The 17,880-nt window shown below is 67.8% G+C and carries 20 protein-coding genes; 13 read left to right on the top strand and 7 right to left on the bottom strand.

Annotated features, from left to right (window positions below; genetic code table 11):
• The first annotated feature begins 1 nt into the window (after nucleotide 1).
• Nucleotides 2-853: an SGNH/GDSL hydrolase family protein gene (locus tag AC1MBE_RS06590; RefSeq protein ID WP_479781732.1), complete on the top strand. Its 852-nt coding sequence runs from the start codon at nucleotides 2-4 to the stop codon at nucleotides 851-853.
• On the opposite strand, the gene AC1MBE_RS06595 is transcribed toward AC1MBE_RS06590, so the two are convergent.
• The gene (locus AC1MBE_RS06595) at nucleotides 850-1,458 is read right to left on the bottom strand and encodes a GNAT family N-acetyltransferase (protein ID WP_479782510.1); all 609 of its coding nucleotides are present in this window, start codon (nucleotides 1,456-1,458) and stop codon (nucleotides 850-852) included. The two genes, AC1MBE_RS06590 and AC1MBE_RS06595, sit on opposite strands and share 4 nt — an antisense overlap.
• A gap of 135 nt (nucleotides 1,459-1,593) precedes the next feature.
• On the opposite strand from AC1MBE_RS06595, the gene AC1MBE_RS06600 reads away from it, so the two are divergent.
• Nucleotides 1,594-2,034 (top strand): SRPBCC family protein, encoded by a 441-nt coding sequence (locus tag AC1MBE_RS06600; RefSeq protein WP_479781734.1) that lies wholly within the window; start codon nucleotides 1,594-1,596, stop codon nucleotides 2,032-2,034.
• Nucleotides 2,035-2,047: 13 nt separating this feature from the next.
• Here the strand turns inward: AC1MBE_RS06600 and AC1MBE_RS06605 are convergent, their stop codons facing one another.
• The 4 genes from AC1MBE_RS06605 to AC1MBE_RS06620 form a co-directional block, all read right to left on the bottom strand.
• Nucleotides 2,048-2,920, bottom strand: coding sequence for a 3-hydroxyacyl-CoA dehydrogenase family protein (locus tag AC1MBE_RS06605; protein WP_479781736.1), 873 nt, complete (start codon nucleotides 2,918-2,920; stop codon nucleotides 2,048-2,050).
• 2 nt (nucleotides 2,921-2,922) lie between these two features.
• A complete protein-coding gene (locus tag AC1MBE_RS06610; RefSeq protein WP_479781738.1) occupies nucleotides 2,923-3,774 on the bottom strand; it encodes an enoyl-CoA hydratase/isomerase family protein in 852 nt (283 codons plus the stop codon).
• A complete protein-coding gene (locus AC1MBE_RS06615) occupies nucleotides 3,774-4,985 on the bottom strand; it encodes a thiolase family protein (RefSeq protein ID WP_479781740.1) in 1,212 nt (403 codons plus the stop codon). Before AC1MBE_RS06615 ends, AC1MBE_RS06610 begins: the two co-directional genes overlap by 1 nt.
• A 124-nt stretch (nucleotides 4,986-5,109) precedes the next feature.
• Nucleotides 5,110-5,766, bottom strand: a complete 657-nt coding sequence (locus AC1MBE_RS06620; protein WP_479781742.1) for a pentapeptide repeat-containing protein — start codon at nucleotides 5,764-5,766, stop codon at nucleotides 5,110-5,112.
• Nucleotides 5,767-5,912: 146 nt separating this feature from the next.
• Between AC1MBE_RS06620 and AC1MBE_RS06625 the strand changes: the two genes are divergently transcribed.
• On the top strand, nucleotides 5,913-6,089 hold the full coding sequence (locus AC1MBE_RS06625; protein WP_346957777.1) for a CsbD family protein: 177 nt from the start codon (nucleotides 5,913-5,915) through the stop codon (nucleotides 6,087-6,089).
• 124 nt (nucleotides 6,090-6,213) lie between these two features.
• A complete protein-coding gene (locus AC1MBE_RS06630) occupies nucleotides 6,214-6,984 on the top strand; it encodes a dienelactone hydrolase family protein (RefSeq protein ID WP_479781744.1) in 771 nt (256 codons plus the stop codon).
• A 148-nt stretch (nucleotides 6,985-7,132) separates the two neighbouring features.
• Here AC1MBE_RS06630 and AC1MBE_RS06635 read toward each other — a convergent pair whose 3' ends face one another.
• The gene (locus AC1MBE_RS06635) at nucleotides 7,133-8,593 is read right to left on the bottom strand and encodes an amino acid permease (RefSeq protein ID WP_479781746.1); all 1,461 of its coding nucleotides are present in this window, start codon (nucleotides 8,591-8,593) and stop codon (nucleotides 7,133-7,135) included.
• Between the two features lie 386 nt (nucleotides 8,594-8,979).
• Here AC1MBE_RS06635 and AC1MBE_RS06640 point away from each other — a divergent pair, with 386 nt between their 5' ends.
• The 7 genes from AC1MBE_RS06640 (at nucleotide 8,980) to AC1MBE_RS06670 (ending at nucleotide 15,658) form a co-directional block, all read left to right on the top strand.
• Nucleotides 8,980-9,438 (top strand): hypothetical protein, encoded by a 459-nt coding sequence (locus AC1MBE_RS06640; RefSeq protein WP_479781748.1) that lies wholly within the window; start codon nucleotides 8,980-8,982, stop codon nucleotides 9,436-9,438.
• The gene (locus AC1MBE_RS06645) at nucleotides 9,435-11,168 is read left to right on the top strand and encodes a hypothetical protein (RefSeq protein WP_479781750.1); all 1,734 of its coding nucleotides are present in this window, start codon (nucleotides 9,435-9,437) and stop codon (nucleotides 11,166-11,168) included. Before AC1MBE_RS06640 ends, AC1MBE_RS06645 begins: the two co-directional genes overlap by 4 nt.
• A gap of 126 nt (nucleotides 11,169-11,294) precedes the next feature.
• Nucleotides 11,295-12,044: a CPBP family intramembrane glutamic endopeptidase gene (locus AC1MBE_RS06650; RefSeq protein WP_346957782.1), complete on the top strand. Its 750-nt coding sequence runs from the start codon at nucleotides 11,295-11,297 to the stop codon at nucleotides 12,042-12,044.
• A gap of 85 nt (nucleotides 12,045-12,129) precedes the next feature.
• Entirely contained in the window at nucleotides 12,130-12,570 is a 441-nt protein-coding gene (locus tag AC1MBE_RS06655; protein ID WP_479781752.1) for a VOC family protein, read from the top strand.
• Between the two features lie 21 nt (nucleotides 12,571-12,591).
• Nucleotides 12,592-13,545, top strand: coding sequence for a 1,4-dihydroxy-2-naphthoyl-CoA synthase (locus AC1MBE_RS06660; protein ID WP_479781754.1), 954 nt, complete (start codon nucleotides 12,592-12,594; stop codon nucleotides 13,543-13,545).
• Nucleotides 13,546-13,555: 10 nt separating this feature from the next.
• On the top strand, nucleotides 13,556-14,719 hold the full coding sequence (locus AC1MBE_RS06665) for an AMP-binding protein (protein WP_479781756.1): 1,164 nt from the start codon (nucleotides 13,556-13,558) through the stop codon (nucleotides 14,717-14,719).
• 57 nt (nucleotides 14,720-14,776) lie between these two features.
• Nucleotides 14,777-15,658: a 1,4-dihydroxy-2-naphthoate polyprenyltransferase gene (locus AC1MBE_RS06670; RefSeq protein WP_479781758.1), complete on the top strand. Its 882-nt coding sequence runs from the start codon at nucleotides 14,777-14,779 to the stop codon at nucleotides 15,656-15,658.
• Nucleotides 15,659-15,756: 98 nt separating this feature from the next.
• Here AC1MBE_RS06670 and AC1MBE_RS06675 read toward each other — a convergent pair whose 3' ends face one another.
• Nucleotides 15,757-16,065, bottom strand: coding sequence for a DUF4229 domain-containing protein (locus AC1MBE_RS06675; RefSeq protein WP_346957787.1), 309 nt, complete (start codon nucleotides 16,063-16,065; stop codon nucleotides 15,757-15,759).
• Nucleotides 16,066-16,261: 196 nt separating this feature from the next.
• Here AC1MBE_RS06675 and AC1MBE_RS06680 point away from each other — a divergent pair, with 196 nt between their 5' ends.
• Both AC1MBE_RS06680 and AC1MBE_RS06685 read left to right on the top strand, forming a co-directional pair.
• The gene (locus AC1MBE_RS06680) at nucleotides 16,262-16,687 is read left to right on the top strand and encodes a PLD nuclease N-terminal domain-containing protein (protein ID WP_479781760.1); all 426 of its coding nucleotides are present in this window, start codon (nucleotides 16,262-16,264) and stop codon (nucleotides 16,685-16,687) included.
• A gap of 701 nt (nucleotides 16,688-17,388) precedes the next feature.
• Entirely contained in the window at nucleotides 17,389-17,877 is a 489-nt protein-coding gene (locus AC1MBE_RS06685; protein ID WP_479781762.1) for a hypothetical protein, read from the top strand.
• The last annotated feature ends 3 nt before the right edge of the window (nucleotides 17,878-17,880 follow it).

Below are 17,880 nucleotides of genomic sequence, written 5' to 3' on the forward strand. Positions count from 1 at the left end.
CATGGGAAACCTGAAACTCCGACGACAGCGAAGGGCCGTCGCGGCCGGTCTCGCCACCTTGGCCTTGGCGGTGGGCCTGGCGGCAGCCCCCGCGCAAGCCGCGGATAAGACAAAGTACATCGCGCTCGGCGACTCCTACGCCGCCGGGCAGGGCGCGGGACTGTACAAGAACGATACTTGCTACCGCAGCGAGAACTCCTACTCCGAACTCGCGGCTGATACCACCAAGGCCATCAAGCTGGTCACCAATGCGGCCTGCAGCGGCAAGACGACGCAGCAGGTAGTGGCCACCCAGTTACGCCAGCTGAACAAGACCACAGAGCTGGTGACCATCACTGCCGGCGGCAACAACCTCGGGTTCGGGGACATCGTCTCCAGCTGCGGCTCGGCAATCTTCAATCCCGCCTTTGCCGGGGCGTGCGCCGAGGCCAGCGCTACGGCGAAGGCAAAGCTCGTCAGCGGACAGCTGGCCGGGGATGTGGCCGCGATGATCCAGAGCGTGCGTGCTGCCGCTCCGAACGCCAGGATCGTGGTCACCGGCTACCCCTACCTCTTCGATCCGATCCCCACCGGCCTGACCGATTCGACGTCCAAGTTCATCTACCAGGCCACTGACCTGGCTAACGGCTTGAACGAATCCATCGCCCTGGCCGTGGGGGCCACCGACCCCACGGCCACCCGGGTGAAGTTCGTCGACGTCCGCCCCGCTTTCACCGGCCATGGCATCTACTCGACAGACCCGTGGATCAACGGCGCGGTCCCGGACAGCCCCGACAGCTTCCACCCGAACGCGAAGGGCTACCAGGCGTACTACACGGCACTGAGCGCCGACGGGACCTATTCGGCGCCCTAGCGCCGTTTCGCCAGCCTGAACTCGAGGGCGTTCCGGACCATCGGCCACTCGTGTTCCAGGATGGAATACACCACGGTGTCGCGCAGCACGCCGTCGGCCGTCCGGGTGTGGCTGCGCAGCACGCCGTCCTGCTTGGCACCCAGCCGGGCGATCGCCTCGCGGGACTGATGGTTGAGCCAGTGGGTGCGGAACTCGACGGCGGGGCAGCCGAGCGTTTCGAAAGCGTGCCGGAGCAGCAGCAGCTTGGAGTCCGCGTTGCTCCCGCTGCCGTGCGCGGAGGCGGCGTTCCAGGTGGACCCGATTTCCACCCGGGGCGTGGCGGCGTCGATGTTCATGTAAGTGGTCATGCCGATCACCTTTCCGGGCCCGCCGGTGGCCGGGTCGATCAGCCGGGTGGTGAACGGCAGCATCGATCCGGCCTGCTGCAGGGCCAGGCGCCGGTCGATTTCGGCAGCCATGGCCTCGGGGGCGGGGACGGAGGTGTACCAGAGCTTCCAGAGTTCGCCGTCGCGGACGGCTTCCACCAGGCCGTCGTGGTGGGCACGGTTCAGCGGCTCCAGCACCACGTACTGGCCGGTGAGCGTGATCGGTTCAATGCGGGGCAGCGCCGGGGTAGTCACCGCATCATCCTAAAGCGTGGCGCCGCGGGCAGGCCTGGTCGCTGATCGGGGTCGGTCGCGGGCAGGCTCCCAATGCTCGGGCGGGCTGGCAATGCCCGGCGTTCTGGGTAGGCTGGGCCCATGATCACAGTCACCGGCACGGTCCGCTCCGCACTGGAGGCCGGCGAGGCCTTCGCGTATCTTTCCGCTTTCGAGCACACACCGGAATGGGATCCCGGAACGCCGGTGGTCAGGAAGCTTTCCGAGGGCCCGGTGGCGGTGGGTCACCGCTACCACGCCGAAGCGGAGTTCCGCGGCAAGCGTCAGACGCTGATCTACGAGGTGGTGGAGCTCACGGGAACCGTCATCAAGCTGCGCGGCGAAAACAAGACAGTCATCTCCGTGGACACCATCGACGTCAAGCCCTCGGGCGCGGGCTCCGAGGTCCGGTACACCGCTGAATTCCGGCTCAAGGGATGGCTCAAGCTTGCCGAACCGTTTGCGAAGCCGGCCTTCCAGTCACTGGCCGGCCCCGCCATGGACGGCATGAAAAAGCGGCTCGACGCGCTGGCAGCAAGCTAGCCCGCAGACGGCGTCAGTCGGCCCAGTGGAAGAAGCCCTTGCCGGTCTTACGGCCAAGTTCGCCGCGGGCCACCTTGTCCCGGAGGATCTGCGGCGGCGCGAAGCGCTCGCCGAGCGTGGAGGCCAGGTATTCGGCAATGCCGAGCCGGACGTCGAGCCCGACGATGTCGGTAGTGCGCAGCGGGCCGGTGGGGTGTTTGTAGCCCAGCACCATGGCGTTGTCGATGTCCTCGGCGGAGGCAACACCCTCCTCCACCATCCGCATCGCCTCAAGCGCGATCGCGACACCAAGCCGCGAGGAAGCGAACCCCGGGGCGTCATTGACGACGACGGCGGTCTTGCCGAGCGCTTCCACCCAGCCGCGGGCTGCCAGGGCGAGGGTTTCCGAGGTCTGCTCCCCCAGGACGACCTCGATCAGGGTGGACGCCGGGACCGGGTTGAAGAAGTGCAAGCCCAGGAAGTTCTGCGGGCGCTTCAGCTCGCGGGCCAGGCCGTTGACCGAGAGCGAGGAGGTGTTGGAGGCGAGGTAGGCGTCCGCGGCGAGCCGTTCCTCGATCCCGCGCAGTGACGCGACCTTCAGGTCCCAGTCCTCGGGGACGGCCTCGACGACGAGCCGGCGGTCCTTGAAGTCGTCATAGTCCACGGTCACGGCAAGCCGGGAGACCATCTCGTCGAGGTTGCCGTCGATGGCGCCGCGCTCGATGCTTTTGGCTGCCGCCGACTCCACCCGCTCGCGGGCGGCCTCGGCGGACTCCTCGTCGCGCTCGACGACGAGCACGTCGGCACCGTTGATCAGGAAGGCGTGGGCGATGCCTGCGCCCATCCGGCCGCCGCCGAGCACACCAACGGTTGCGGGCAGGTTAGCGGGGAGTACCGAGTTGCTCATCTCTACTTCTTCCGGTCTGAATTCTGGTCGGCCGTCTGGTCCGGCGCGCCGGCCGTTTCCTGGGCCGAGTTCTTCTCTGATTTTTTGGCTGATTTCTTATCCAGAAAAGCCTGCATGCGGTCGAACTTCGCTTGGGATTCGAAGAGGATGCCCTGCGCCAGCTGGTCGATCAGCGGGTGCGCCTCGGCCGGGGCATGGAACACGGACTTGGTGATCCGCACCGCCAGCGGGTCCTGCTGCGCGATCCGGTCCGCCAGCGCGTGGGCGGCGTCCATCAGCTGCGCGGGTTCGTGGATCTCGGTGATGAGCCCGACGGCGAGCGCCCGGTCGGCGCGGAGTACGGCGCCGGCCAGCAGGATGTCCTTGGCCACCGGCTCCCCCACCAGTTCCTTGAGCCGCCAGCTGGCCCCGGCGGCGGCAAGAATACCGAGTCCCGTTTCGGGGTTGCCGATCCGTACGCCGGGGGTGCCGATCCGGAAGTCGGCCGCGTAGGCCAGTTCGGCGCCGCCGCCCAGGCAGAACCCGTCGAGGGCCGCGATGACCGGCATCGGCAGTTTGGCGATCCGGACGAAGATGGTGGAGTTGATGCCCTGCAGCGCGTCGTCGCGGCGGCGTTCCCGCAACTGCGCGATGTCGGCGCCGGACGCGAACACGCCTTCCGTGCCGGCGAGAATCAGCACCTTGGGGGTCTGTTCGAGGTACGCGCAGATGCGGTGGAGCTCGTCGACCATCTGCTGGTCGATCGCGTTGCGGACCTCCGGGCGGTTGAGCAGGACCACCAGCCGGTCCTCGCGCTCCTCGACCAGGAGTGTGACGAAGCCTGCGGTGTCCAGCCCGCCGGGCTGGGCCGCCATTAGACGCGCTCCAGCAGCATGGCGGTGCCCTGGCCGACGCCGATGCACATGGTGGCAAGCCCGATTTTTGCGTTCTCGCGTTCCATCCGGCCCAGCAGGGTGATGGCGATCCGGGAGCCGGAAGAGCCGAGCGGATGCCCCAGGGAGATCGCGCCGCCGTCGCGGTTCACAATCTCCGGGTCGAGGCCGAGCCGGCGCATGGACGCCAGCGACTGCGTGGCGAAGGCCTCGTTGAGTTCGACCGCGCCGAGGTCACCGACGTCGAGTCCGCTCCGGGCGAGGACCTTCCGGGTGGCCGGGACCGGGCCGATGCCCATGATCTCGGGCTCGCAGCCGGCCGAGGCGCCGTCGATGATGCGGGCCCGCGGGGTGAGGCCGAGCTTCTGGATCGCGGCTTCGGAGGCGACGATGATCGCGGAGGCGCCGTCGTTGAGCGTGGAGGAGTTGCCCGCGGTGACCACGGAGCCGCCCGCGACGACGGGGCGCAGCCCGGACAACACATCCATGGTGGTGCCGGCCCGGGGGCCTTCGTCGGTGTCGACAACCGTCTCGCCCTTGCGGGTCTTGACGGTCACCGACACGATTTCGTCCGCGAACCGGCCGGCGGCAATCGCGGCGAGGGAACGCTCGTGTGAGCGGACCGCAAACGCGTCGGCGTCTTCACGGGAAATGCCGTCCACGCGGGCGACTTCCTCGGCCGTCTCGGGCATGGAGTAAGTCATCTTGCCGTCGCGGGAGAGTTCGCCTTTCTGGAAGAGCGGGTTGGCGAAGCGCCAGCCGATGGAGGTGTCGAAGATCTGGCCCGGCTTAGCGAAGGCGGTCTGCGGTTTCTCCTGGACCCACGGCGCGCGGCTCATGGATTCGACGCCGCCGGCGATCACGATGTCCGCGGCGCCGGATTTGATCATCTGGCTGGCCATGATGATGGCGCTCAGGCCGGAGGCGCACAGCCGGTTGACCGTGATGCCGGGGATGTGGAGCGGAAGTCCGGCCAAGAGGGTGGCCATCCGCGCGACGTTGCGGTTTTCCTCGCCGGCTCCGTTGGCGTTGCCGAGGATGACCTCGTCGATGGCGTCCGGGTCGACTCCGGCGCGGGCGACGGCTTCGCGGACCACCAGCGCCGCCAGGTCATCGGGACGGACCGCGGAAAGGGCGCCGCCGTACCGCCCCACGGGAGTGCGGGCACCGCCAACAAGAAAAGCCTCGACCATGAGAACATCCTTCACCAAGGGAGCAGGGCCGGCAGCAAATCAAATTACCGACCGTTCGTTCTATAAAGATTACACGGCGGGTCAAGCGGGTCAACCGGACGGCTCCGGATGACGCGGCGGCGTCTCAGGCGACGGTGATGCCCAGATGGGCCGCCAGCAGCGGGGCCAGCAGGGTGAGCTGGTCGTCGTCGATCACCAGACCCGCGAGGCTTCCGAGGCCGCTGACCGAGCGGAAGCCGGTGCCGCGCAGGTCCACGTCCTTGAGCCGGGCGCCGCTGAAGTCCAGGCTGCCGATGGTGCAGTTCCTCAACGCCAGCCGGGTGGCCGTGCAGGAGCCGAGGTCCAGTTCGCCGATGATGCAGTCGCTGATCTGGACGTCGACGAGCTTCGAGCCGCGGAGGTTGACGTAGTCCAGCTTGCCGCCGTCGAGCCGCACCGACTGCCAGCTGCTTTCATACAGTTCCGCCGATCCCCAGCGGGGATTGCGGATCTCGACGTCGCGCAGGCTGGCGCGGGCCGCCGTGAGCACCGGGGCGTAAACCTCGGCCAGGACGCAGTCGCGGAAGCCCGCCCCGCGCAGCTGGGTCTCATTGAAAGAGGCGCCGTCGAACTCGCACTCGACGAAGTCGGTGCCGCTGAGCTCCAGCCCGTCCGCCGTCGCACGGCTGTACCGGACGCCGTCGTAGCGCTCCCCCCGCCGGAAGTCAGGGGTTGCGTCCTCCGTGAGGTCTGCCAACCGGACCGGGGTGAGGCGCGGGGCGGTGACTTTCGTGGGCTCCATAGCCCCGAGCCTAGCGGCGCGCGCCCCTGACCATTGGCCCGGGCCATAACGAATCATCTCTCGGAAAGACTTGAATTAGTAAGTATGCTTCGTGTTATGGTGAAACTGCGTTGAATTTCAACCGGAAACGAAAGGTGGAGTACACCATGGGTATCGGAGACAAGATTCAGAACGAAGCGGAGCACCTCGGCGGCAAGGCCAAGGAAGCTACCGGAAACGCCACGGACAACGACCGTCTGAAGGCCGAAGGCCAGAAGGACCAGGTTGTAGCCGACGCGAAGAAGGTCGGCGAAAACGTCAAGGACGCAGCCAAGCGCGACTAGTCCTAGAAATCGACGGCGTCGGACATTCCTTTGGGGGATGTCCGGCGCCGTTTTTTGTGCCCGGAGGCAAGGCTGTCCGGACACATACCCGCGTGACCGAGCATGGCCCGACACAGGAGCGCGCATGACCAGGAATCCCGCGAACCGGGCTAAAGCCCCGGACACGGAGCTGCACAACGTCGACCTCAGCGGGGCCGGCACCGCCGCCGGCGGATCGCCCCGGCTCCGCGGCTACCTGGCCGAGCCGAAAGGGGACGGACCCTTCCCGGCCGTGCTGATGATCCACGAAGCCTTTGGCCTGGATGGCAACACGGTCCGGCACGCGGAGCGGCTGGCGGCCGCCGGCTATCTGACCCTCGCCGTGGACCTGTTCAGCGACGGCGGGGCGCGCCGCTGCCTCGTGTCGACTATGCGCGCCCTGGCGGCCGGGCAGGGCCGTGCGTTCACGGACCTGGCGGCGGCGCGGCAGTGGCTATTGGATTCGGGCCGCACTAACGGAAAAATCGGCGTCATCGGTTTCTGCATGGGCGGCGGTTTCGCCCTGCTGCTGGCCAATGACGGCTTCGACTCCGCGGCGGTGAACTACGGCCGGCTGCCCAAGGACCCGGAAACCGCGCTCGCCGGAGCCTGTCCCATCGTTGCCAACTTCGGCGCCAAGGACCGCAGCCTTCGCGGTGCGGCGGCCCGGCTGGGCTCCGTCCTCGACTCACTCGGCGTCGAGAACGACGTCAAGGAATTCGAGACCGCGGGGCACGCGTTCCTCAACGACGCCGAGGCCGGGCCCAGGCCGCTGCGTCCGCTGATGCGCGTGCTCGGCGTGGGTCCGGATCCGCAGGCCGCACCGGAGGCTTGGCGCCGGATCGAAGACCATTTCGCCCGGCATTTGAAGGACTAGGGCCAGATCCCGAACCCGCTGCTCCAAAGGCGCCTTTTTGAAGCCCCAAAACGGCAGTTACGGAGCAATCGACGGGGCGGGAACAGACGACGGCGGCGGCCACCTTTCGGGTGGCCGCCGCCGTCGTTGGTCATTCAGGACCGTGATGCTAGCTGTACAGCTCGCTCTTGGGGGCGTTGTGCTTGACCTTCTGCCAGCCGAGCCAGAGCACCACCGCGAAGAACGGGATGGTGGCCAGGGTCCACAGGCCCAGCGGGAAGACTTCGCCGGACTTGCTGGTCATGGTGTCGAATCCGATCAGCACCGTGATGGCCAGCAGGGCCACCAGCCCGGCCCAGCTGGTCCAGGGCGACCCCGGCATCGGCAGGGAGGAGGCGTTGCCCTTGGTCTTGCGCAGCGCGATCTGGCTGGCGAAGATCGAGCCCCAGGTGAAGATGACACCGATCGAGGCGGTGTTCAGTGCGAGGTCGAAGGCGTGCGAACCGCCCAGCCAGATGTTCAGCAGGATGCCGACCAGGTAGACCGCGCCGATCGCCAGGATCGCGGCGTAGGGCACGTGGCTCTTGGACATCCGGGTCAGCCACTGCGGGGCGTGCCCGTTGTTGGCCATGGTGCGGAAGATCCGGCCGATCGAGTACAGGCCGGAGTTGCAGGAGGACAGCGCGGCAGTGATGACGATCATGTTCATGACGTCGCCCATCCACGGCAGGCCCATCTGGCCAAAGACGGTGACGAACGGTGATGTACCGGCCTTGTACTGGTCCGAGGGCAGCAGCATGGCCAGCAGGGTCACGGAACCGACGTAGAACACCACGATGCGGATCACGACGGCGCGGATGGCCTTCGGGACCTCCTTGGCCGGGTCTTCCATCTCGCCGGCCGTGATGCCGACGAGTTCGATGGCGTTGTAGGCAAAGATCACGGCGTTCAGCACCAGGATCATCACCAGGGCGCCCTTGGGGAACATGCCGCCGTCGGCTGCGAAGAGGTTGCTTACCGAGGCGTGGCCGTCACCGACCTTCGCGTTGGTGACCACCATGAAGGTGCCCACGGCCAGGAAGATCAGGATGGCCGCGACCTTGAGGACCGAGGCCCAGAACTCGAACTCACCGAACGCCTTGACGCTGAGCAGATTCACGCCGACCAGGAGCAGTAGCGCCGCGATGGCGGTCAGCTCTACCGGCACGTTGGGGAAGAAGAACTGGAAGTACAGCCCGATCGCGATGAGCTCCGCGATGCCGGTCATGGCCCAGTTGATGAAGTACATCCAGCCGGACAGGTAAGCGCCCTTCCGGCCGAACATCTCGCCGGCATAACTGACAAACGAGCCGGAGGTCTGCCGGTACATGATGAGTTCGCCGAGGGCGCGCATCAGCAGGTAGGCGATCACACCGGCGATGGCGTAGGAGAAAATCAGGGCGGGGCCGGTCGAGGCCAGGCGCCCGCCGGCACCCATGAAGAGGCCGACGCCGATGGCGCCGCCCATGGCGATCATGGTGACCTGGCGGCCGTTCAGGGACTTCTTGTAGCCCTCGGCGCTGAGGGTCGAGTCGACGACGGCGGTTTGCGCCGGCGCGCTCTTAGCTTCGGTGGAAGTACTTTGTGGCACAACTGTTCCTTGTAGGTCGGGGTATCGCCGGGACGGGAGGGGCGGATCCGGGAGCACAAGCACGGGCCTTAACACTCCCGGCCCAAGGCGGCGGGCAGGGGGTAAGGACCGAGACTCACATTGGGTCGCAGCGTCGCGCGGCGAGTCCATACTACTAGCTTTCGGGCCCCCGCCGTGACGCGGGCTACACCCGGGAACCCCCGTCGCTGGCCCTCGGACCGCCGGAAAACCGCAACAAAAACCATGTTTTAACGCAAAACCGCTGGTCAGGGGTCCTATATCCACCCTGCGTCCATTACTCTAAGCACACCGCCGGGATTTCCCGGCCGGTACGCCTGCGACGTCACTGCAGGCCATGGCAGGGACGCCGTGAGTTTGGGGGAACTATGAAACACAGAGCGCTACTGCCAGCAGTGCTGCTCCTCGCGCTGGCCGGATGCTCCAGCGGCGGGCCCGCACCGAACCAACCCAGCGAAACCGGCACCACGGCCACGCCCGCACCGTCCACGGCGCCGCCGGCGACGTCCACGGCACCGGCGTCATCCGAACCCGCCGATGTTTCCAGTTCGCTGAACGCACCCGACGCCTTGCGGCAGCACACCTGCACCGCCACAGCCGACGGGTCGTGGTCCTTCACGGGGACCCTGGTCAACAGCAGCGAAAAATCCAGGGTGTTCACCGTGGCCGTGGCCGTCACCGTGGGCCCGGCGGTCGCAGGGCACACCCTCATCACCGAAACCGTTGCGGCCGGCAAGTCCGCCGAGATCGCAGCACCGAACTTTGCCAAAACCAAAGACCGCAACGGGACCTGCGATCCGGTTGTCTCCGTAGAGGATGCCCCATGAAAAAGCTCGTACTCGTCGCAGCGGTAGTCCTCGGGCTCACGGCGGGGCCGCTGGCAGCCGGCCCCGCCTTCGCTGAGACCGCCACCCCGGCGTCGCCGTCAGAGAGCCCGACGGCGACGCCCACCGACGCAGCGACGCCGGCCCTCACTGCTCCCGCCACCACCGCTCCGACCGCGGACGTCACCGCGGCTCCGACCACGACGGCGGATCCCACCGCGGAGCCGACGGTCCCCGTCGCCGAACCAACGCCGACGCCGACGCCGACGCCGACGAAAGAACCTTCGACGCCGGCCGCCGTCGTCGTCCAAGGGGCCATCGGCACAAAGTGGACCGCGCTGAAGGGCGCCGCCGGCGTCCTCGGGGCGCCGAAGGCGGACCAGACTTGTTCCGGCGGCGTCTGCAGCCAGGCGTTCGCCGGCGGATCCATTTTCTGGACCGCGGCAACGGGCGCGCACCCGGTCCTGAGCAAAGCCGGGCACACCGGCCCCCGGTGGTCCGCCAAGGGCGGCCTGGCCCTCTACGGCTACCCGATCACTGACGAAACCACGGTGTCCGGCGGAACCATCCAGAAGTTCTCCACTGGCCGGGTCTTGGCCTGGACCACAAGAGGTGTCCAGCAAATCTGGTCACGCGGCGGCATCGGCAGTCTCTGGCGCGCTCTGGGAGAGGCCAACGGGCTCGGGTTGCCGATCTCGGCCGAGGTCTGCGGGCTGAAGGCCAGGGGCTGTTCGCAGTTCTTCACCGGGGGCGCCGTGTTCTGGTCCCCCAAAACCGCCGCGCAGGTGGTCAAGGGAAGTCTCTACGCCCGGTGGAAGGCCTCCGGGGCGGAAGCCGGGGTAATGGGGTATCCCACGAGTGCGAAGATCTGCGGCCAGGCGGCCGGGGGCTGCCTGCAGCGTTTCCAGGGCGGAACGGTCTACTGGTCCGCCGCCACCGGATCCTGGATCTCCAGGGGCGGACTGGGTGCCCGGTACGTACGAATCGGGGCCACCCGCAGCAGCCTCGGCTATCCCGTGGCTAACGAGAAGTGCGTCACGGGGCAATGCATCCAGGCCTTCCAGCGCGGATTCGTCGGGTGGGTGGCGAAAGCGGGTTACCGGGTCTACGGCATGACGGAGTGCCAGAACCTCAACAACGGCAAATCCAAGTACTCCACCTACGGCGCCAACCGGGTCCTGCTCACCTGGACCCAGGGCTACGGCCAGTCCCACGCGACCAACCTTTACTGCATGAAGGTCGCCGGAACATACGTGCCTGACTGGCGGACCGACGGTTACGTTGGCGCCTCAGGGTTCAAGCCGCCGGGAGTGCCATCGGGTCCCACCCGGAACCTGTTCTCCCCCACCGGTTCGTTTTCCGTGACGGAGGCGTTCGGCCTGGGCAACCCCGGCACCAAGCTCCCCTACCGCACGCTCAACCCCCGCTCGCGCTGGGGCGGCAACCCCTGGACGGCCACGTACAACAAGTACCACGAGTCGTCCTCCTGGGTCGGCTACGACGAGAACATGTGGTGGTTCGCCAGCCTGGGCTACTACCGCCAGGGCGTGGTCATCAACTACAACCGGCCCAACATCGTCCAGAACGCAGGGTTCGCGATCTTCCTGCACATGAAGAAGATCCCGACGGCGGGCTGCATCTCGCTCGACGACTGGGCAGTGGTGGATTATCTCCGCAAGTCCACCCCGGGCGACCGGATCCTGATGGGGACCTACGGGTCGCTGTTCCGGTAGCCGCACACCCGGCAGCCGCCCGTCCGGCAGTCAGGACCACGGCAGGCAACACCCGCACCTAACGCCCGGCGCCCTCGGCCCGGGCGTTAGGCGTCCCCGGGGCCGTGGCCGGGCTAGGCTGGTGGCATGGGCACCGCTCTCCGTCAACCACCCGCGCCGCGTCCGGAACTGTACGCCTTTTCCCGGCTCGACTTCATCACGGCGGGGATTTACGTGGCAGTGGCGGGTCTCTTTGCCACCGCTTCCGGACTGCTGGGCCCGCTCCTGCTGCAGCTCTCGCCCAATCCCGCGGTGGCGTCCTACGCGGTAAACCTCATCTTCTACGGGGCCATCGGCGCGCTCGCCCTGGCCGCGGCGCGCCACATCGCGGGCCGCGACCTCCGCGTCCTGGCGACGAGGCCCTGGTTCACGCTGCTGATGGTGCCGCTGGCGGTGGTGGCCGCGATGATCCTGACCGCCGTCCTGGTGGCCCTCACCGGGCCGCCGCAGACCTCCGCCAACCAGGCCGGCCTGCAGGCCCTGATGCAGCAGGTTCCAGCCTGGCTGATGGTGCCGCTGCTGGTGATCGTGGGCCCCTTCGTGGAGGAGTACATCTTCCGGCACCTGCTGATCGGCAAGCTGAGCCGGAAGCTGAACATCTGGATCTGCTCCGCCCTCTCGGTTGTGCTGTTCGCGGCCCTGCACATCGTCGGCCAGGAAGCGCTGACGCTCCCGGTGCTGATGCCCTACCTCGCTCTCGGCGCCACCCTGGTGTTCGTCTACGTGTGGACCGGAAACAACTTGATGTTCTCCTACTTCGTCCACGCCGCGAAGAACCTGCTGGCCGTCATCTTCATCTACGCCATCCCGCCGGAAGTCCTCGAACAGCTGCAGTAGACCAGGACCAGGCCGAAGCGGGGTGCGGCTGGATTGTTCCCGGCGGCACCTAGCGCCGCGGGCGCCGGCGTCGTAGGTTTTTCCCATGGCACTGAACATCCAGATCGCTGTCGACTGCATCGATCCGCACGGCCTCGCCGACTGGTGGGCTGAAACCCTGGACTGGGCCGTGGAGCCGCAGGACGAGGGTTTCATCCGCTCCATGATCGAGCAGGGTTTTGCGACGGACGCGGAGACCAAGCTGCACCAGGGAAAACTGGTCTGGCGGGACGGAGCCGCCATCCGGCCGCCCGAGGACCTGGGCGCCAAGCCGGCTACCCGGCGGATTCTATTCCAGACCGCGCCGGAGGCGAAGACCGTCAAAAACCGGGTCCACTGGGACGTGAACCTGGCCGGCGCGGACAAGGACGACGTGCGCGCCGCCCTCGAGGCCCGGGGCGCGACGTACCTGTGGACCGCCAACGAGGGCCCGCATTCCTGGCACACCATGGCGGACCCGGAAGGCAACGAGTTCTGCATCAGCTGAGCCGATTACTAGACTCGGACTGTGAGCAACGAAATCCCCGCCAAGGTATCCGACGTCTTTGACCCCAGCCGCTGGCGCACCGTGTCCGGCTTCGACGACTTCCAGGATCTGACCTACCACCGGCAGGTGGAGCGGTCCGACGACGGCACCGCCGTTCGGGACCTCCCCACCGTCCGGATCGCGTTCAACCGGCCGGAGGTGCGCAACGCGTTCCGCCCCGGCACCGTGGACGAGCTGTACCGGGCCATGGACCATGCCCGGATGACCCCGGACGTCGCCACCGTCCTGCTCACCGGCAACGGCCCCTCCGCCAAGGACGGCGGGCATTCCTTCTGCTCCGGCGGTGACCAGCGGATCCGCGGACGGGACGGGTATCGCTATGCCGACGGGGAGACGAAGGAGACCATCGACCCGGCCCGCGCCGGCCGGTTGCACATCCTCGAGGTCCAGCGGCTGATGCGGACCATGCCCAAGGTAGTCATCGCCGTCGTGAACGGCTGGGCGGCCGGGGGCGGGCATTCGTTGCACGTGGTCTCCGACCTGACCATCGCCTCCCGGCAGCACGGCAAATTCAAGCAGACCGACGCGACGGTGGGCAGTTTCGACGCCGGCTACGGCTCGGCGCTGCTGGCCCGCCAGATCGGGCAAAAAGCCGCACGCGAGATCTTCTTCCTGGCCCGCGAATACTCCGCCGAGGACATGGTCCGGATGGGTGCCGTGAACGAGGCCGTGGACCACGAGCGGCTCGAGGACGTGGCGCTGGAATACGCCGCCGACATCGCCCGGCAGTCCCCGCAGGCCATCCGAATGCTCAAGTTCGCCTTCAACCTCGCCGACGACGGGCTGGCCGGCCAGCAGGTGTTCGCCGGTGAAGCGACGCGGCTGGCGTACATGACGGACGAGGCGGTGGAGGGCAAGGAGGCCTTCCTGGAGAAGCGCGATCCGGACTGGTCCAAGTTCCCGTATTACTTCTGAGGGCGCCGCTATGACAACAGCCGCGGTGAATATCGAGCCCGCCCTCGCAGCCCTGGCGGCAGCCCTCCGCGGCGAGGGACCGGCCGTCGAGCTGTCCGCCGGGCCGGACGGCTCCCCCGTCGTCGAGCTGGTGGAAACCCCCGGCTTCGAGGACGCGGCCGTCGTGGTCCGGACCTCGGGCTCCACCGGGGTGCCCAAGGCCACGGTCCTCACGGTGGACGCCCTGGCAGCCTCTTCGATGGCGACCGCCTTGGCGCTCAAGGGTGAAGGCCAGTGGCTGCTGGCCCTGCCGGTGCAGTACGTGGCCGGCGTGCAGGTGCTGGTCCGGTCCCTCTTCGCCGGCACACGGCCCTGGGCGATGGACCTGTCCGGCGGGTTCACCCCCGAGGCCTTCACCGCCGCGGCGCTGGAGCTGACCGACAAGATCCGCTTCACCTCCCTCGTCCCCACGCAGCTGCAGCGGCTACTCGAGGCGCCCTCGGCGCAGACGCTGGCCGCGCTCCGGCGCTTCAACGCCATCCTGCTGGGCGGGGCCCCCGCGTCGGCGGAGCTGCTCGCGGCGGCCGGGGATGCCGGCCTCCGGGTGGTGGCCACCTACGGCGCCGCCGAAACCTGCGGCGGCTGCGTGTACGACGGCGTGCCGCTGGACGGGGTTGAGGTGAAGATCTCGGCCGACGGCCGGATCATGCTCGGCGGTGCCACCATTGCCGCCGGCTACCTCGGCGGGCCGGATCTCACGGCCACCGCCTTTGCGGAGGACGACGGCGTCCGCTGGTACCGCACCAACGACCTCGGGGAGCTGTCCGCGGGCGGCACGCTGACCGTCCTTGGCCGGGCCGACGACGTCGTGATCACCGGGGGCGTGAAAGTGTCCGCCGCGCACGTGCAGGCCGAGCTGGAGAGGCTCGACGGCGTGCGGGCGGCATTTGTTGCCGGCGTTCCATCCACCGAGTGGGGCCAGGCGCTGGCGGCCTATGTGGTGCTTGCGGACCGCTCCCCCGAGGCGGCCGAGGCGTTCACCGCACGGTTAGCCGCCGGCAGCGCGGGTCCGCTGGCGGGCCCCCTGGTCCCGAAAACGGTACTCACGGCCGAGGAACTGTTGATGCTCCCGAACGGCAAACCGGACCGGCTGGGCATGACATTTCGGCTCGATGCCCTTCATCGGGGAAAATAGAAAAGCTTCAACCCGGACTTTCCCCCAGCTCGCCCCCACAACAACGAGGTACTGAACGTGGCCACAGCCGCACAATGGATCCAAGGCGCCCGTCTGCGCACCCTCCCGGCGGCGATCGCGCCGGTCCTGATCGGATCCGCAGCCGCCTATGAGATGGGCGCGTTCCGTCCCGTCAACGCCCTGCTGGCCGCCATGGTGGCGTTGCTGCTGCAGATCGGCGTGAACTTCGCCAATGACTACTCCGACGGCATCCGCGGCACCGACGAGGACCGGGTGGGTCCGCTCCGGCTGGTCGGTTCGGGGGTGGCGGAACCGGGGCACGTGAAGCGGGCAGCGTTCGCCGCGTTCGGCCTGGCGATGCTGTTCGGGCTGGTCTTGGTCATCATGACGCAGGCATGGTGGCTGATCCTGGTGGGCGTGGGCTGCGTCCTCGCTGCGTGGGGCTACACCGGGGGCAAAAACCCCTACGGCTACCTTGGCCTGGGCGACCTGTTCGTGTTTGTGTTCTTTGGGCTGGTGGCTACGCTGGGCACCACCTACACGCAGGCCGGCCGGCTCAGCCTGGCCGCCATCATCGGTGCGATCGGCACGGGACTCATCGCCTGCGCCTTGTTGATGGCCAACAACGTGCGGGACATCCCTACCGACCGCGTTGCGGGGAAGAAGACCCTGGCCGTCCGGCTGGGCGACAAGCACGCCCGGGAAAGCTACGTCCTGATGCTCGCCGTTGCGATCCTGCTGGTGATCGTCCTCGCCCCGGCGCGGCCGTGGATGCTCATTGTGCTGCTGCTCATCCCGGCCATCCTGATGCCGTCGTGGCTGATGATCGCGGGGCGGCGCCGTAAGAGCCTGATCCCGGTGCTGAAGCAGACCGGGTTGATCAACCTGGGGTACGCCGTGCTGTTCTCGCTTGGCCTGGTGCTCAGCCGCGGGTTCTAGGCGGTCCAGCGCCGGCTGAGTCCGGCTCCGGCGGGTCTGAGCGCCGGCTGAGTGTATATCCGGCGGGTCCCAGGCCCGATTGGGGCCCTCAGGGAGCCCTAGGAGTCCTTGGGCCGGCTGTCGGTGCGCACGGTGACGTCCGGGTGCTCGTCCACCAGGCGGTCCTCCGCGTCGGCGTCGTCGACTTCCCCGGCGGTGCGCAGCGGCTTGGCCCTGCCGGAGAACCGGTCGTGGATCGACGCGGTGGCCGCGTCCCGCTGCTTCTGGAAGAACAGGAAACTGATGGCGAAAGCCATCATTCCGGCGCAGAGAGCGGCCAGCAGCCAGCCCAGCTGCAGATACACAAACAGCGCGAACAACGGCGCAAAGAGGGCCAGACGGATCAGGGAGTATTTCAGGAAAGCCACAGCTCCAGTTTAGCCGTCCCGGCGGCCCCCGGACCCCGGCAACCGGACGGGCAGGGCTGGCCGCCAGCCGGGGACCGGACCGGGCAGCCAGCCGGGGACCGGACCGGGCAGCCGGCCGGGACCGGCCGCTCAGCTGGACGGCCCCGGGGGTTGCCTGCGCGGCGCCGGAAGCTCGCGCGGAGGCTAAACTGAAGCTATGCTCCGTGTCGTGGTACCAATCGTTGTACTGGTCGTCTTTGTCTACGGACTGATCGACCTCATCCGGACTGACGCACGCCTTACCAAGGGCATTTCCAAGCCGGCCTGGATCGTGGTGCAGATCCTCCTTCCCGTGGTCGGCGCAGTGCTGTGGTTCCTCATCGGCCGGCCCCGCGGTCAGGCCGCGGCCGCCCCCGCCAGCTACCGCCACCCGACCGCCCCGGACGACGATCCCGACTTCCTCCGCAACCTGGAACTGCGCCGGCGCAACCAGGCGGAGGCAGACCGGCTCAAGAAGCTGAAGGACGAGCTGGACGCGAAAGAGCGCAGGCTCGGCAACGGCCCCGGAGAAGCGCCGGGCACGGAGTCGGGCGAAGCCCACGGCAGCGGCGACCCCACGCCGGGCACCGACGAGGTCAAATAGCCCCTCCGCCCCCGGTACGCAGGCGCGCGCCCTCTCCGTCGGCGCGTTCCCTGCCTGTTTGCCGGAAATGGCCTGAATGCCAACCCTCGTAGCGGCCATCGCCGGCAAATCGACACCACGCATCCGGACCTGCAAACCAGCCTCCACCGGCCCACTCTTCCCCCACACCCTGTCCGGGCTGTGGACAACGTCAAATCCCGCTCCTGGCGGGCGCAGAATGCTCTTATGCGCCAGCCCAGCGAGCTTCCCCCACAGCTTCAAGACAAGCCATTTACCATGGCGGAGGCCCGTGCAGCGGCGCTTAGCCGACGTCGCACCCGGGCTCGGGATCTCGTCAGCCCCTGTCACGGAGTGCGCATCGCCGCCACCGCCCCGGACACTCTTCTTGGACGCGTCCACGCCCTGACTGCCGTCACCGGCGCAGTGGTGAGCCATTTGTCTGCAGCGGTACTGTGGGGTTTCCCTTTGCCGCCGGCCCTGGCGAATACGGCCGTCGTCCATCTGACGAGCCTGCAGGGCCACCGCGCAGTGCGGCGCAAGAACGTCGTAGGACATCAGTTGGCTCCTGGATCGACGGAGATCGTGGCCGGCGCGCGGTCCGCTGCACCTCCCCGCTGCGGACGTGGTTCGACCTCGCCGGCATCCTCAGCCTCGATGATTTGGTGACTGCCGGAGACTTCCTGCTCCGCCGAAGGAACCCTTTGTCCACCCTCGACGAGGTTGACGCCTACCTTCAAGGACGAAAAGGAAAGCCTGGTTACCGGAACGCCATGCGTGCCCGGATCCTGATGCGCTCCGGCGCGGACTCCGCCAAGGAGACCGAACTCCGGTTGCTACTGCTCCGCCATGGCCTCCCCGAACCCGAAGTCAACGTCCCCATGTTCGACGAAACCGGCGGCTGGATCCAGGACCCGGACCTCTCCTATGGGAAAGAAAAAATCGCGATCCAATACGACGGCGGACACCACGCCACCCCAGCGCAGCGTCGCAGCGATATCTTCCGGGACGAAAACGCGAGGGATGCCGGGTGGCGGGTAGTTGTATTGACCCAGTGGCATCTGACCCCGTTCGCCCCCGGTTTGGAGCCGCCAGCGGTCACCAGAGTGCGGGCGGCGCTTGTGGAACGAGGCTGGACGCCGGCCGTGGCCCGGCCCCGAGGCGGCGTCCCGCGCCCACCGGCGCCCATCTGACAG

The sequence above is a fragment of the Arthrobacter sp. BG5 genome, assembly GCF_056680155.1.

Excerpts from the sequence above, each read along its gene's own strand:
- AC1MBE_RS06590 (WP_479781732.1), top strand. The coding sequence starts at position 2 with ATGGGAAACCTGAAACTCCGACGACAGCGAAGGGCCGTCGCGGCCGGT.
- AC1MBE_RS06600 (WP_479781734.1), top strand. The coding sequence starts at position 1,594 with ATGATCACAGTCACCGGCACGGTCCGCTCCGCACTGGAGGCCGGCGAG.
- AC1MBE_RS06605 (WP_479781736.1), bottom strand. The coding sequence starts at position 2,920 with ATGAGCAACTCGGTACTCCCCGCTAACCTGCCCGCAACCGTTGGTGTG.
- AC1MBE_RS06610 (WP_479781738.1), bottom strand. The coding sequence starts at position 3,774 with ATGGCGGCCCAGCCCGGCGGGCTGGACACCGCAGGCTTCGTCACACTC.
- AC1MBE_RS06615 (WP_479781740.1), bottom strand. The coding sequence starts at position 4,985 with ATGGTCGAGGCTTTTCTTGTTGGCGGTGCCCGCACTCCCGTGGGGCGG.
- AC1MBE_RS06620 (WP_479781742.1), bottom strand. The coding sequence starts at position 5,766 with ATGGAGCCCACGAAAGTCACCGCCCCGCGCCTCACCCCGGTCCGGTTG.
- AC1MBE_RS06625 (WP_346957777.1), top strand. The coding sequence starts at position 5,913 with ATGGGTATCGGAGACAAGATTCAGAACGAAGCGGAGCACCTCGGCGGC.
- AC1MBE_RS06630 (WP_479781744.1), top strand. The coding sequence starts at position 6,214 with ATGACCAGGAATCCCGCGAACCGGGCTAAAGCCCCGGACACGGAGCTG.
- AC1MBE_RS06640 (WP_479781748.1), top strand. The coding sequence starts at position 8,980 with ATGAAACACAGAGCGCTACTGCCAGCAGTGCTGCTCCTCGCGCTGGCC.
- AC1MBE_RS06645 (WP_479781750.1), top strand. The coding sequence starts at position 9,435 with ATGAAAAAGCTCGTACTCGTCGCAGCGGTAGTCCTCGGGCTCACGGCG.
- AC1MBE_RS06650 (WP_346957782.1), top strand. The coding sequence starts at position 11,295 with ATGGGCACCGCTCTCCGTCAACCACCCGCGCCGCGTCCGGAACTGTAC.
- AC1MBE_RS06655 (WP_479781752.1), top strand. The coding sequence starts at position 12,130 with ATGGCACTGAACATCCAGATCGCTGTCGACTGCATCGATCCGCACGGC.
- AC1MBE_RS06665 (WP_479781756.1), top strand. The coding sequence starts at position 13,556 with ATGACAACAGCCGCGGTGAATATCGAGCCCGCCCTCGCAGCCCTGGCG.
- AC1MBE_RS06680 (WP_479781760.1), top strand. The coding sequence starts at position 16,262 with ATGCTCCGTGTCGTGGTACCAATCGTTGTACTGGTCGTCTTTGTCTAC.